We start from the raw sequence: 13,820 nt of genomic DNA, 5'->3' as shown, positions 1-13,820 counted from the left end.
CGTGCCAGCCGCCCCCGTGGTCGTTGTCGGCATCGGCGCCGACGGCTGGCCGGGCCTCGCAGCTCCCGCCCGGAAGGCGCTCACCGACGCCGAGACCGTCATCGGCGGCCCCCGCCAGCTCGCCCTGCTGCCCGACGACGTCACCGCGCGCCGCTGCGCCTGGCCGTCGCCGCTGCGCCCCGCCGTCCCCGGGCTCCTCGCCGAGCACGACGGGCGCCGGATCGCCGTGCTCGCCAGCGGCGACCCGATGTTCTACGGCATCGGCCGGGCACTCACCGAAGTCCTGGGCGCCGAACGACTGCGCGTACTGCCGCACCCCTCCTCGGCGTCCTACGCCTGCGCCCGGCTGGGCTGGCCACTCGACGAGACGGACGTCGTCAGCCTGGTCGGCCGCCCCCTCCCCTCACTGGCAGCCGCCCTCCACGACGGACGACGGCTGCTCGTCCTCTGCGCCGACGCCGGCACCCCCGCCGACATCGCCGCACTGCTGCGCGACCGCGGTTTCGGGCCGAGCCGGATCCGGGTGCTGGAGCAGCTCGGCTCCGGCGGCCGAGAGCGCGTGCTGGACGGCACCGCCGATACCTGGGCCCACCCGCCCGGCGACCCCCTCAACCTCGTCGCCCTCGACTGCCTGGCCGCCCTTGGCACGCTGCGCCTCGGGCTCGTACCGGGACTGCCGGACGACGCCTACGAACACGACGGCCAGCTCACCAAGCGGCACATCCGCGCCACCGTCCTCGCCGCCCTCGCCCCCGCCCCCGGCGAGCTCCTCTGGGACATCGGCGGCGGCTCCGGCTCCGTCGCCATCGAATGGCTCCGCTCCCACCGCGCCTGCCGCGCCCTGACCGTCGAACGCGACCCGGCCCGCGCCGCCCGCATCGCCCACAACGCCGCCACGCTGGGCGTCCCCGCCCTGCGTGTGATCACCGGCCCGGCACCCGCCGCCCTGGACGGCCTGCCCCGGCCCGACGCCGTGTTCCTCGGCGGCGGCCTCACCGAACCCGGCCTCCTCGACGCCTGCTGGAACGCCCTGCGCCCCGGCGGCCGAATCGTCGCCAACACGGTGACCCTCGAGTCCGAGGCCGTGCTCGCCGGGCACTACGCACGGCACGGCGGCGAACTCGTCAGGATCTCCGTCTCCCACGCCGCCCCCGTCGGCGGCTTCACCGGCTGGCGGCAAGCGATGCCCGTCACCCAATGGGCGGCGACCAAGCCGCCGCCGGCGCGATGACCCTGCGCGGCCCGGCGGTCCCCGGCTGCGTGGGGCGCGGTGGGCTTGCACCCGCCGGGCCGCGCCGTTGTGGTTGCTGTCCGCCGCGGCGGACTCAGGAGGCGGGCGGGTTGGCGGTTGCCGGGTCGATGCGCCCGGCGCGGCGGCGGGAAGTGCGGTGGCGCGGTCCGGCGGTGGTGGACCGGCCGCGGCCCGGGGGGAGAGCGCTGTGCCGGGCGCGGGACAAGGGCGCGGCGTGGGCGTCTCGTTCCGCCGCGGGGGCGGGAAGCACGGTGCTGGGGTCCGGCGGTGTTGGACCGGCCGCGGCCCGGGGGAGCGCGGGTGCCGGGCGCGGGTACATCCGGTCAGGTGCCCTACGGGCCTACCCGGCCGACGATCGTGCCGGCGCGGTCGATGCAGATGACGTCCACGGCGACCGCGGCCTCGCGCAGCACGCCCCGTGCGGTGTCGCGGGCCGCTGCCGCGACGAGGTCGCCCAGCGGGACGCCCCGGGCGGAGCAGAGTCGTACGGCCTCGAGGCCGGTGTTGGCGGCGGCCACGGCGGCGGTCAGGTCGTCGTCGGCGCCGCCGGTGCGGGCGAGACGGGCGAGGAAGCCCTTGTCGACCTGGGAGCGGGCGGAGTGCAGATCGAGATGGCCTGCCGCGAGCTTGGAGAGCTTCGCGAAGCCACCGGCGATGGTGAGCCGCTCCACGGGGTGGCGCCGCAGATACTTCAGCACTGCACCGGCGAAGTCGCCCATGTCGAGGAGGGCGTCCTCCGGCAGCCCGTGGACGGCCATCACGACCTTCTCCGACGTGGAGCCGGTGCAACCGGCGACGTGGGTGCGGCCCGCCGCGCGGGCCACGTCGACGCCGCGCCGGATGCTGTCGATCCACGCGGAGCAGGAGTAGGGCACGACTATGCCGGTCGTGCCCAGGATCGACAGGCCGCCGAGAATGCCGAGCCGTGGGTTCCAGGTGCTGCGGGCGATCTCCTCGCCGTTGTCGACGGCGATCTCGATCTCCACATCGCCGCTGCCGCCGTGCAGGGCGGCCACGGCCGCGATGTGCTCGCGCATCATCTTCCGGGGCACAGGGTTGATGGCCGGTTCGCCGACCGGCAGCGGCAGCCCGGCCCGGGTGACGGTCCCCACTCCCGGCCCGGCCCGGAAGAGGACCCCGGAGCCCGGGGCGGCGGCCCTGACGGTCGCCCGCACGAGGGCGCCGTGGGTGACATCGGGGTCGTCGCCGGCGTCCTTGACGATCCCGGCCGTCGCCCAGCCGTCCCCGCGCGCCTCCACCGCGAGGGCGAAGCCGGGCTGCTGGCCCTTGGGCAGGGTGACCGTCACCGGATCGGGGAACTCGCCGGTCAGCAGCGCGGTGTACGCCGCCGTGGACGCCGCAGTGGCGCACGCCCCCGTGGTCCAGCCATGTCGCAGCCCCGTCCGCGCCAGCTGCGCCGCCCGGCCCCCGACGGCCCCGGGGAGTGCCGAGGGCTCAGCCACAGCCTGCCCCCGCACGGAATGAGCACCTGGTGAGCGGCGCGCACCACATCCTCATCCTCGGCGGCACCGCAGAAGCGCGCGCGCTCGCGGCGCAGCTGGCCGCCGACCCCGCGCTCAGGGTCACCAGCTCGCTCGCCGGCCGGGTCGCGCAGCCCAGGCTTCCCGCCGGAGAGGTCCGCGTCGGCGGCTTCGGCGGGCCGGAGGGACTGGCCCACTGGCTGCGCGAGCACAAGGCGGACGCGGTCATCGACGCCACCCATCCTTTCGCCGGCACCATCAGTTTCAACGCGGCCGTGGCGGCCGCCGGGGTCCATGTTCCCCTGCTCGCCCTGCGCCGCCCCGGCTGGGTCGCCGGTCCCGGGGACACATGGCACTGCGTGGGGTCGCTGCCGGAGGCGGCGGCGCTCCTTCCGGGCCTGGGGGAGAGGGTTTTCCTGACCACGGGGCGTACCGGGCTCGCGGCCTTCGCCGGTCTGGACGGCCTGTGGTTCCTGGCCCGCTCGGTCGACCCCCCGGAGCCCCCGCTGCCGCCCCGGACGCAGGTGCTGCTCGACCGGGGCCCGTTCACGGTGGAGGCCGAGACGGAGCTGCTGCGCCGGCACCGTATCGACGTCCTGGTCACCAAGGACAGCGGCGGCCCCGCTACCGCCGCCAAGCTCACCGCTGCCCGGGAGCTGCGGGTGCCGGTGGTCGTCGTCCGCCGCCCTCCGGTGCCCGGCGGCGTGGCCGTCGTACCGGACGTAAAGGGCGCGATCGCCTGGCTGACGGCGCTGGTGGCGCCGGCAGTGCCGGGGGCAGGCCCTACTCCTCCTCGCTCGCGATCGCGTTGATCGCGGCGGCAGCCATCGCGCTGCCTCCGCGCCGCCCGTGTACCACCAGGTACTCCAGGCCCGACGGATGCGCGGCCAGCGCCTCCTTGGACTCCGCCGCTCCCACGAAGCCGACCGGCACCCCGATCACCGCCGCCGGGCGCGGAGCTCCCGCCTCGATCATCTCCAGCAGCCGGAAGAGCGCTGTGGGTGCGTTGCCGACGGCGACGACGGCGCCGTCGAGACGCTCCCGCCACAGCTCCATGGCGGCGGCGCTGCGGGTGGTCTTCAGCTTCGCGGCCAGCCCGGGTACGGACGGGTCGGACAGGGTGCACAGGACCTCGTTGTCCGCGGGCAGCCGCCTGCGCGTCACCCCGCTGGCGACCATCGACACATCGCACAGGACCGGCGCCCCGGCGCGGAGCGCCGCGCGCGCGTCCGCGACAACGGACGGGCTGAACGCGAGATCGCGTACGAGGTCCGTCATCCCGCAGGCGTGGATCATCCGGACCGCGACCTGCGCCACGTCCGGCGGCAGGCCGCCCAGCTCCGCCTCCGCGCGGATGGTGGCGAAGGACCGGCGGTAGATCTCCGCCCCGTCCTTCTCGTACTCGATCACAGGGTCCCCGCCTCTTTTCCGTCGCCCGAGCGTCGTGACCGGGCAAAGATTCATTTTCACACTGGTTACCAGAGTCACCTGGCGAGGGGGCGGTCCATCCTGCGAGGCTGGATGCCAGCACTATCCGGGCGCAGGAAGGACTTCCCATCAGCACGCCGGAATCATCCCCGCTCCCCGCCTCCCTGCTGCGGCTGCTGGCCCGGCCCGCGCTGCCCGGGAGCCTGTCGGGCATCGAGCACGTGGTCTTCGTGATGCAGGAGAATCGTTCCTTTGACCACTACTTCGGCACCCTGCGCGGAGTCCGCGGCTTCGGCGACCGCAACACCGTGCCGAACCGGGCCCTGAAGTCCGTCTTCGAGCAGGACGGGGTGCTGCCCTTCCCGATCCGGGAGGCCGCCCGGCGGGCGGGCGCCGATCCGATGCTGCTCGACACCCACGACCACAGCTGGCTCACCACCCAGAACGCCTGGTCGATGGGCTGGAACGACGCCTGGGTCCCCAACAAGGGCGCCTCCAGCCTGGGGTTCTACGAGCGGGCGGACCTGCCGTTCCACTACGCACTCGCGGACGCCTTCACCATCTGCGACGCCTACCACTGCTCGCTGCTGACCTCCACCACGCCCAATCGCAACTACCACATATCCGGCTACACCGGGTATGAGCCCGACAGCGAGCAGCGGGCCGTGGACAACGACGCGTGCGAGGAGGACCGGCACGCCGGCTTCACCTGGACCACCGTCCCCGAACTCCTCGACCATGCCGGGTACAGCTGGCAGGTCTACCAGGAGTGGGACAACTACCAGTGCAACAACCTGGAGTTCTTCGCCCCCTTCAAAGCCGTCATGGCCAAGCTGGGCCACACCAGCCTGCACACCTTCTACGAAGCGGTACGCGAGGCCGATGACCCCGCGTCGCTGCTCGCGGCACTGGCGGAACGGGCCGCCGGGCTCGGCCGCGACGACCGCCGGCTGTACGACCGGGCGCTGCGCCGTACCCGCACCGGCGGGCTGGGGGAGTGGTTCGCGGCCGATGTCGCGGCCGGGCGGCTGCCGAAGGTGTCGTACGTCGTCACCTCGGCCGCCGACTCCGAGCACCCCGAGGTGTCCTCGCCCGTCGAGAGCGGCCGGGTCGTCCACCAGGTGCTCGACGCCCTCGCCTCCCACCCGGAGGTCTGGGCACGCACCGCGCTGTTCCTCACCTACGACGAGAACGACGGCCTTTTCGACCACGTCCCGCCGCCCGTGCCACCGGACGGCACGCCGGGGGAGTTCGTCAACGGCCGGCCCATGGGCCTGGGCATGCGGGTGCCGATGATCGTCGTGTCGCCCTGGACCGTTGGGGGCCATGTCTGCTCGGAGACCTTCGACCACAGCTCCACCGTGCGGTTCCTGGAGACCTGGCTCGGCATCAAGGCCCCGGACCTCGGCCCCTGGCGGCGGACCGTGGCGGGCGATCTCACCTCCGCCTTCGACTTCACCCGCCCGCAGACGGCCGAGCCGCCGGCCCCCCGGACGCGGACCGAGCGCCGCATCGCCGACGCCCGCCGCTGGCGCCCCGACGTACCGCCGCAGCAGCGGATGCCCGTCCAGGAGCCGGGCCGCAAGCCCGCCCGCGCGCTCCCGTACCAGCTCGACGCCTGGGCCAGGCCCAGGGCCCGGGTCCTGGAGATCACCATGGCCAACCGGGGAACGTCCAGCGCGCATCTGTCCCTGTACGGCTACGAGGGCGAGCTCGCCCGTCCGCAGCATTACGACGTCCTCGGCGACGGCGTCCGCGAGGCGGTCTACTTCCCCGACACGGCCTACTACCTCGTCCTGACCGGGCCGAACGGCTTCCGGCGCGAGTTCGCGGGCAGCCCCGACGACCGGGTGGAGGTACGCAGCGAGATCGACCCGGCCTCGCTCACCATCTCGCTCACGCTCGCCAACATCAGCGCGGAACCGGCCGACGTCACCCTCACCGCCCTCGGATACGGCACCGGCTCCCGGAGCGAAGGGCTGGCGCCCGGCGGCAGCACCCGCATCCCCTGGCCGGCCCCCGACGGCTGGTACGACCTGGAAGTGACCGTTGACGGTGACGACACCTTCACCCGGCGCCTGATGGGCCACATCGAGAACGGCAGCCCCAGCGTCACCGGGTAGGCCTGCCGGCGGCTCTCCTGGGCAGGCGCCGGGGACCCACAGTCCTCACGGCCTCAGGACTGACCCGGCGCTCAGCGGGACATCCCCCGGGCCAGCCAGGCGAGCGACAGCGGGTAGCGGTCGTCGATGCCGCCGTGCCCCGCCTCGAAGAGCTCGAACCGGATCCGGTCCGCCGGGACGTCGTGGCCGAGCAACGCCCGGTGGAACGCCTGGGCGCCGAGGTCGAGGGAGGAGTCGTCGCGCTTCCCCGCGTCGATCCAGACCGAGTGCAGCGAGCGCAGCGCCTCGGCGTGGCCCGGCACCATGCGCACCGGGTCCCAGTCCAGCCAGCGCTGCCACAGATCGGGCACCAGCACTCCGGTCACCGGGTCGAACGGCAACTGCGCCCGCCCGTCCGGGGCCGGGGAGAAGGCGGCCGAGCAGCCGGGCACCCCCAGCAGGTCCATGTCTTCCGCCTACGGCGGTAGCGTCGCGGTGTGTCCGGGGTCGGAGGAAGTCCGGCCTCATGGAGAATCCGCCCCGTGCCCAGGTAGCGACGCGGGGTCCCCGTCCCGCCCGGGTCCATACCGGGCGGAAAGTGTCCGGCGGGCGGCCACCCTGCGGAGAGCGCGGCCGGGTACGAAGGGCCGCGCGGCGCACTGCGGTTGCGCGAAAAGAAGGCCGGGGGTCGATTCCTGATCGCGAATATCGCGAATGATCGGCCAATCATCCTTTCCTTTTCCTGTAATCGGCCTCCTGCTACGCGAGTAGATTTTGCGCCTCGCCGATTTAAATGAGTCGAAACGCGACGTAAACAATCGGGCGGGAATCTTCCCTCGCCCCGGTTGATTTCCGGGATAGGGAGTCGCGTTAGCAGGAGGACGGATCCTTGGCGACAGACGCAGTGGAAACAGCGGACAGCACCCAGGTACCGCAGGCACCACAGACCCCGCAGGACTCCGACGGGACGGGGCGGCAGTACAACGCCTGGACGCAGAACTCGACCTTGGAGGACTATTCGCTTCGCTACGCGCCGAAGTCCTTCCGCCGCTGGACGCCGTATGTGGTGGCCACCACGGCACTGGGCGGTATCGCGTATCTGGCGGACTTCGCCATCGGCGGCTCCATCGCCATCTCCAACGGCTTCAGCAGCGCGATGGTCGCCATTCTGGCGGCCGCGGTCACCATCTTCCTGACCGGCATCCCGATCTCGTACTACTCGGCGAAGTACTCGATCGACATGGATCTGCTGACCCGGGGCGCGGGCTTCGGCTACCTCGGCTCGACCCTGACCTCGGTCATCTATGCAAGCTTCACCTTCATCTTCTTCGCCCTCGAAGGCTCGATCATGGCCCAGGCCCTGGATGTGGGCCTGCGCATACCCCTGGCCGTCGGCTATCTCATCGCCTCGCTGATCATCCTTCCGCTGGTGATCTACGGAATGACAGCACTGTCGAAGATGCAGGTGTGGACCCAGCCCGTCTGGCTGGTCCTGATGGTGGCGCCGTTCGTCTCCATCGCGATCCAGGAACCGCACAAGTTCTCGCAGTTCACGCACTTCGCCGGCAACTCGCCCACCGGGTCCAGCATCAGCCTGATCGGCGTCGGCGCGGGCGCGGGCGTGGCACTGTCCCTCATCGCCCAGATCGGCGAGCAGGTCGACTATCTGCGATTCATGCCCGACAAGACCCCGGCCAACGCCAAGAAGTGGTGGGGCGCCGTCCTCAGCGCCGGCCCCGGCTGGGTCGTCCTCGGCGCGGCCAAGCAGATCGGCGGCGCTTTCCTGGCCTTCTACATCGCCGGCGGCGTCGGACTGTCCAAGGCCAACGAGCCCATCCAGCAGTACGTCTCCGGCTTCCACACCTTCGCCGCACCGGTGGCTCTGGGGCTGGCGACCTTCTTCGTCATCCTCTCCCAGGTCAAGATCAACTCAACGAACGCCTACTCCGGCTCGCTGTCCTGGTCCAACTTCTTCTCGCGCCTCACCCACCGTCACCCCGGCCGCGTCGTCTACATCTTCCTCAACGTGGGCATCGCGCTCGCGCTCATGGAGGGCGGCGTCTTCGGCTTCCTCAACACGGTGCTCGGCTTCTACTCCAACGTGGCCATCGCCTGGATCGGCGCGGTCGTCGCCGACCTGGTGATCAACAAGCCGCTCAAGCTCAGCCCCTCGTACATCGAGTTCAAGCGCGCCCACCTGTACAACTTCAACCCGGTCGGCTTCGGCTCGATGCTCATCGCCTCCGCGATCAGCATCATCGCTTACTTCAACGCCTTCGGCTCCTACGGCAAGGCGTTCTCGCCCTTCATCGCTCTCTTCATCGCCATGGCGCTCTCGCCGCTGCTCGCGCTGCTGACCAAGGGCAAGTACTACATCGCCCGCACCGACGACCAGGACGAGCCCCTCTTCCTGGAGGGCGGCCTGCTGTCGGCCGCAATCCTCACCTGCACCGTCTGCGCCGAGGATTTCGAACGTCCCGACATGGCCGGCTGCCCGTTCCACCAGGGTGCGATCTGCTCGCTGTGCTGCAGTCTGGAGAAGGACTGCCACGACGGCTGCAAGAGCACCGGCAGTGGCCCGGTCCACCTCGCCATGCCGACCGTCATCGGGGCGGGCACCGACAAGAGCTGACTTGCCGTCCGCCTCCTCCGGGTCTGGCCGCGCCGGCGGTCAGGTAGTGAGGAGGCGGACCTGTTCGTGGGAGCAGTCGACGGCGGCGGCTATCCGGCGCAGTGCCCAGCCCTCCGCGCGGGCCGCGATGACGGCTTCGCGCAGGGCACGGTCGTTGAGGCCGGCGAAGGTGTTGTTGAGGGTGGCGACGGCCTGCAGCCGGTCCTCCAGCGGGGCTTGTCGCAGGCAGCTGCACAGCTCTTCGACCTGGTCGCGTATGTCGTTGATCGCTGTCGTCCATTCGGAGTCGGGCAAGGACACTGCGGCGGCCTTCCATGGGGCGACCGGACTCGCCTGGTGAGGGGCCGGTCCGCGGGCTGTGCTGTGTCTACCTCCCTCCACCGTATGCCCGGTGGCTGTACGTCAGGGACGTGGCGGAACGCGCAGTGCGAGAAGCGCGGTGTCATCGCTGGCCCAGGAACCGGCGTACCGGGTCACGGTGCGGCCCACCCGGTCGATGATGCCGGCGGCGTCCAGGCCGTGGCAGGCGGCCAGTGAGGCGGCGAGGCCCTCCTCGCCGAGCAGGGGGCGGGGGCCGGGGGTGCCTGGACGGGCGCGGGCTTCGGTGGCGCCGTCGGTGTAGAGCAGAAGGGCGTCACCGGGATGGAGGCGGAAGCGGACGTCGGTGAGACGGACGTCGGGCAGGACGCCGAGCAGGGTGCCGGGCCGTCCGGTCTTCTGGATCCGTCCGTCGGCGCGGCGGATCAGGGCCGGCGGATGGCCCGCGGTGCACAATCGCCCGGCCACGCCTCCGCTGGGGGTGGCTCGGAAGGTGGCGTAGACCGCGGTCAGGAACCGCTCCCCGCCGCGCTGGTCGAGCAGGGCGGAGTTCAGCCGTTCGAGCACGTTGGCGGGTGAGATGTGCTGGGTGGCCTCGGCGCGCAGGGTGTAGCGGGCCAGGGCGGTGACCTTGGCAGCCTCGATGCCCTTGCCGCATACGTCGCCCATCACGGTGCACCACCAGGCGCCCTTGGCGTGGAAGAGGTCGTAGAAGTCACCGACCACCGTGGTGCCACCGGAAGCGGGCAGATAGGCGGCGGCTGCCTCCACCCCGGGCACCGTGCGCAGTACGGGAGGCAGCAGGCTGTCCTGAAGGGTGCGGGCGAGGGCGGCGGCGGCCTCGGTGGCGATCCGAGAGGCGGCCAGGGACTGGCGCAGGCCGATCTCGCTGGTGACCGCTCGGGCCAGGGTGGCCAGGGCGCCCAGGTGCTCCGATGACCAGGTGCGCGGATTCTCGTCGATGACGTAGAAGCTGCCCAGCACTTGCCCGCCGGGATCGAGAATCGGATACCCGGCCCAGGCGCCGATCTTCATATGGCGCACCGCGAGGCGGTGGCGGGTGCGCGGGTCCACGGCGGCGTCCTCGATCACCAGTCGCTGGCCGCTGCCGATCAGGAGGGAACAAAGGCTTTCCGCCACCAGTTCCTGCCGGTCGGCGATGGTCCGGGCGTCCACCCCGACGCAGGACTTCCAGTACGAGCGCCGGTCATCGACCAGCGCGACGAACGCCCGTCCGGCGCCGGTCACCGCCACTGCCAGCGACGCCAGGTCGTCGAACGCCTCCTCCGGTCCGGTGTCCAGCAGCCCGGTCGCCCACACCGCCGCCACCCGCGCCGGGTCGGACACCGCGGCCGGAAGTCTGTCGGCTGTTACCCCTGCCCCTGCCCCTGCCGAAAACGCCGGTTCGTCCATTGCCGACACCGCCCTTCCGTGTGGGGCGTCAAAACACTTGACGTCGCACACGGTATCGCCATTCTGCGGCGTCGCCGCCTGCTCACGGCCCTCACTACCGGCCAATCGACGGCGGTCCGGCCTACGGCTCTTGCGCCGGTTGGGTGTCCGTCACCCGACGACACGCCGGAAGCGAATGAGTGAAACATAGGCGACGGCGGATCTGTCACTCTTGTGGCTCTTTTTCATTATCTGATTCTTATGTTCCTATTGCCTGGTTTTGGTGAGTTGGTGATGGCGCATCACGTCCTCACACCTCACCTGAGACTGCCAACGGCAACAAGAAAGGTTGTGTCCAATGTCAGTGGATGACATCCCGTCCGCGCCTCCAGGCAGGCGGCGTATACGCACCCGGCTCAAGGCAAAGCTCGTCCTGCTGCCCGGCGTGGCGTTGCTGACTTCGCTCAGCCTGGTCTCGACCAGCGCGTACGCGGCGACAGCCCCCGTGAACCTGGGGACCACCACCAGCTACGCGGTCCTCGCCGGTTCAACGGTGACCAATACCGGACCCACTGTTATCAACGGCGACTTGGGGCTCAGCCCGGGCTCCTCGGTGACGGGCTTTCCGCCCGGAGTCGTCAACGGAGTGACACACGTCGCCGACGCCGCCGCCGCTCAGGCACAGTCCGACCTGACGATCGCTTATAACGATGCGGCCGGCCGGGCGCCCACCGCCCTGCTGACATCTCCGGGCAATCTCGGCGGACTCACGCTGACGCCCGGCGTCTACAAGGCCACGTCGTCCATCAACCTCACCGGGACCCTCACACTCGATGCCCTGGGCGACCCCAATGCCGTCTGGATCTTCCAGATCGGCTCAACCCTGATCACGGCTCCGTCGAGCAACGTCAACATCATCAACGGAGGCCAGGCCTGCAACGTGTTCTGGCAGGTGGGCAGCTCCGCCACCATCGACGTCAACTCTTTCTTCAAGGGCAACATCATGGCCCTGACGTCGATCACGGTGAACACCAACGCAGTGATCGAAGGCCGGGCCCTGGCGCGTAATGCCGCGGTAACGCTGGACAGCAACACCATCACGAGAGCGGCCTGCACCGTCGGTCCGCCTGGTCCGCCTGGTCCGTCCGGTCCTCCGGGTCCGTCCGGTCCTCCCGGTGCTCCTGGTACTCCGGGTACCCCGGGTGCTCCTGGCGCCCCGGGTCTGCCGGGTGCTCCGGGCGCCCCGGGTCTGCCGGGTGCAAACGGTGCTCCGGGTCTGCCGGGTGCTAACGGTGCTCCGGGTGCTCCGGGTGCGTCGGGGGCGCCGGGTCTGCCGGGTGCTCCGGGTGCTCCGGGCCTGCCGGGTGCTAACGGTGCTCCGGGTCTGCCGGGTGCTTCGGGCGCTCCGGGTGCTCCGGGTGCGTCGGGTGCTCCGGGTGCTCCGGGTCTGCCGGGTGCTAACGGTGCTCCGGGTCTGCCGGGTGCTTCGGGTGCTCCGGGTCTGCCGGGTGCTAACGGTGCTCCGGGTCTGCCGGGTGCTTCGGGCGCTCCGGGTGCTCCGGGTGCTCCGGGTGCGTCGGGGGCGCCGGGTCTGCCGGGTGCTCCGGGTGCTCCGGGTCTGCCTGGTGCCCAGGGCCCTGTAGGTGCCCCTGGCGCGCCGGGTGCTCCTGGTCCTGTGGGCGGTCCGGGTCCGGCCGGTCCTGTGGGCGGTCCGGGTCCCGCGGGTCCCGCGGGTCCTGCGGGTCCTGCCGGTCCTCCGGGGCCGCCCGGTCCTGCTGGTCCCAGTGTTCCGGACTACTACTTCCACGACCACGACCACGACCACGACCACTACTACGACCACGACCACGACCACTACTACGACCATGGCAATCCCGGCCACTATGGCGGTGACCACCATGACCAGGGTGACCACCACGACCAGGGTGACCACCACGACCAGGGTGACCACCACGACTGCCACTCCCACAGGAGCCTGTCGCCGGTTCAGATGACGTGCCCTCCCTGGTGGTCCTGAGCCACACCTTGATCGCGCACCTGGCCACTGAGCCAGGTGCGCGCGTGGGATCGTCATCACCGCATTGACCTGAGCCTCCGGGCACCGTCCGGGGGCTCAGGTGCGTTTTCCGCCCGGGACATACTGCGCGGGCGGAGGAGCCGGCCCGGTGCAGAGGGGGTCACGACGCGTTCCTGGCGCTCCCGCTGGAGCTGTCTCTCGTACCGGTCCGTCATGTCCCAGGACCATCGCCGACATCGCCCTCGACCCCGCCAGCGGGGATCGGCTCACCGGGACCGTCAGCGCCGAATGCCGCTACCGTGCGGCCGGCCGGACCCGGGCCGGCGTCGTCTCGTCCTACGCCGCCGACCCCGCCGGGGTCCTGCGTCCGGCGATCTTCTTCTACAAGTCACAAGTCACAAGTCCGTCGGCTGACGGCGGCCGCGGTTCAGGGCGAAAGCGGCCGCGATCAGCCCCAGGACGCCCACGACCAGCCCGCCGATACCGAGGCCGCGAGCGGTGGAGTCGCTGGTGGACGCGGTGGCCGGGCGGGCAGCCGCCGCGGAGGCCTTCGGTGACGCGGTCGATGTCGGGTTCGAGGCGCCCGCCGTGGTGAGTTGGAGGACCGGGGCCGGGCTTGCCGGCTCGGCCGCGCCCGGCTGGGACTGCTCGATCCAGCGGACGACCTTGCCGTCGGAGTAGGTCTGCAGTGTCTTGAATGTCAACTCTCCTGTGTCCGCCGGGAGTTGTCCGAAGGCGACGGTGAAGTCCTGGTACTCGCCGGGCTGGATCTTGCCTTTGGTCCAGGTGATCTGCGAGACGGCTTCGGTGATATTCCCGTCGTCGGTCTTGACCGGGCTCTTGAGCTTGGTGGTTTTCACCGTTGCGGTCCAGCCGGGCAGGGGGGCGACCAGTACTCCGAGGAGGGGGTGGTCGGTGGGGAAGTAGACCTGCACCTGGGTGGTGCCGGCGTTGTCCTCCTCATTGGGGACCCGGAAGGTGAGGGAGCCGTCGGTGGCGCCCTTGGCGTAGCTGTCGGGGTGGACGGTCACATGGGCGAAGGCCGAGCCGGTGGCTGTCAGCACCCCGGCGACGGCGAGGGTGGCGACCAGGGCGGTACGGCGCAGGCCGCGCCGGATGGCGGTGTGGGTCGACGACATGATGGGACTCCGTAGAGAGAAAGCACATGGATACGTGGGCCGTACGGGCTGGTGCGTGG

The 13,820-nt window shown here is 71.2% G+C and carries 12 protein-coding genes and 1 pseudogene; 7 read left to right on the top strand and 6 right to left on the bottom strand.

The features are described 5' to 3' along the window. Position 1: 1 nt before the first annotated feature. Positions 2-1,231: a precorrin-6y C5,15-methyltransferase (decarboxylating) subunit CbiE gene (gene cbiE, locus FCI23_RS18360; protein WP_407645983.1), complete on the top strand. Its 1,230-nt coding sequence runs from the start codon at positions 2-4 to the stop codon at positions 1,229-1,231. Positions 1,232-1,584: 353 nt separating this feature from the next. Here cbiE and FCI23_RS18355 read toward each other — a convergent pair whose 3' ends face one another. Beyond that, a complete protein-coding gene (locus FCI23_RS18355; RefSeq protein ID WP_211265387.1) occupies positions 1,585-2,715 on the bottom strand; it encodes a cobalt-precorrin-5B (C(1))-methyltransferase in 1,131 nt (376 codons plus the stop codon). 29 nt (positions 2,716-2,744) lie between these two features. Between FCI23_RS18355 and FCI23_RS18350 the strand changes: the two genes are divergently transcribed. After that, complete coding sequence (locus FCI23_RS18350; RefSeq protein WP_136724980.1) at positions 2,745-3,545, top strand: cobalt-precorrin-6A reductase; 801 nt, start codon at positions 2,745-2,747, stop codon at positions 3,543-3,545. On the opposite strand, the gene FCI23_RS18345 is transcribed toward FCI23_RS18350, so the two are convergent. Further along, positions 3,517-4,143 (bottom strand): precorrin-8X methylmutase, encoded by a 627-nt coding sequence (locus FCI23_RS18345; RefSeq protein WP_169316848.1) that lies wholly within the window; start codon positions 4,141-4,143, stop codon positions 3,517-3,519. The two genes, FCI23_RS18350 and FCI23_RS18345, sit on opposite strands and share 29 nt — an antisense overlap. 107 nt (positions 4,144-4,250) lie before the next feature. Here FCI23_RS18345 and FCI23_RS18340 point away from each other — a divergent pair, with 107 nt between their 5' ends. Then, positions 4,251-6,284, top strand: a complete 2,034-nt coding sequence (locus FCI23_RS18340) for a phosphocholine-specific phospholipase C (protein ID WP_322973861.1) — start codon at positions 4,251-4,253, stop codon at positions 6,282-6,284. 71 nt (positions 6,285-6,355) lie between these two features. On the opposite strand, the gene FCI23_RS18335 is transcribed toward FCI23_RS18340, so the two are convergent. Next, entirely contained in the window at positions 6,356-6,730 is a 375-nt protein-coding gene (locus FCI23_RS18335) for a hypothetical protein (RefSeq protein WP_136724977.1), read from the bottom strand. Between the two features lie 422 nt (positions 6,731-7,152). Here FCI23_RS18335 and FCI23_RS18330 point away from each other — a divergent pair, with 422 nt between their 5' ends. Continuing rightward, entirely contained in the window at positions 7,153-8,895 is a 1,743-nt protein-coding gene (locus tag FCI23_RS18330) for a purine-cytosine permease family protein (RefSeq protein ID WP_211265386.1), read from the top strand. 39 nt (positions 8,896-8,934) lie between these two features. Here FCI23_RS18330 and FCI23_RS18325 read toward each other — a convergent pair whose 3' ends face one another. After that, a complete protein-coding gene (locus FCI23_RS18325) occupies positions 8,935-9,195 on the bottom strand; it encodes a hypothetical protein (protein WP_136724976.1) in 261 nt (86 codons plus the stop codon). Between the two features lie 102 nt (positions 9,196-9,297). Further along, on the bottom strand, positions 9,298-10,560 hold the full coding sequence (locus FCI23_RS18320; protein WP_246143814.1) for a PP2C family protein-serine/threonine phosphatase: 1,263 nt from the start codon (positions 10,558-10,560) through the stop codon (positions 9,298-9,300). 403 nt (positions 10,561-10,963) lie between these two features. Between FCI23_RS18320 and FCI23_RS59805 the strand changes: the two are divergent. The 3 genes and pseudogenes from FCI23_RS59805 to FCI23_RS59795 all read left to right on the top strand — a co-directional run. Beyond that, positions 10,964-11,647 (top strand): annotated as a pseudogene (locus FCI23_RS59805) (ice-binding family protein); the annotation flags it as partial. Between the two features lie 133 nt (positions 11,648-11,780). Continuing rightward, entirely contained in the window at positions 11,781-12,248 is a 468-nt protein-coding gene (locus FCI23_RS59800; protein WP_246143825.1) for a hypothetical protein, read from the top strand. 59 nt (positions 12,249-12,307) lie between these two features. Then, complete coding sequence (locus FCI23_RS59795; protein ID WP_246143824.1) at positions 12,308-12,622, top strand: hypothetical protein; 315 nt, start codon at positions 12,308-12,310, stop codon at positions 12,620-12,622. A gap of 395 nt (positions 12,623-13,017) precedes the next feature. Here the strand turns inward: FCI23_RS59795 and FCI23_RS18310 are convergent, their stop codons facing one another. Continuing rightward, entirely contained in the window at positions 13,018-13,761 is a 744-nt protein-coding gene (locus tag FCI23_RS18310; RefSeq protein ID WP_136724973.1) for a YcnI family copper-binding membrane protein, read from the bottom strand. Positions 13,762-13,820: the final 59 nt, after the last annotated feature.

This window comes from Actinacidiphila oryziradicis (assembly GCF_005047355.1).
Lineage (GTDB): Bacteria > Actinomycetota > Actinomycetes > Streptomycetales > Streptomycetaceae > Actinacidiphila > Actinacidiphila oryziradicis.
This window is presented reverse-complemented; position numbering and strand designations above follow the sequence as displayed.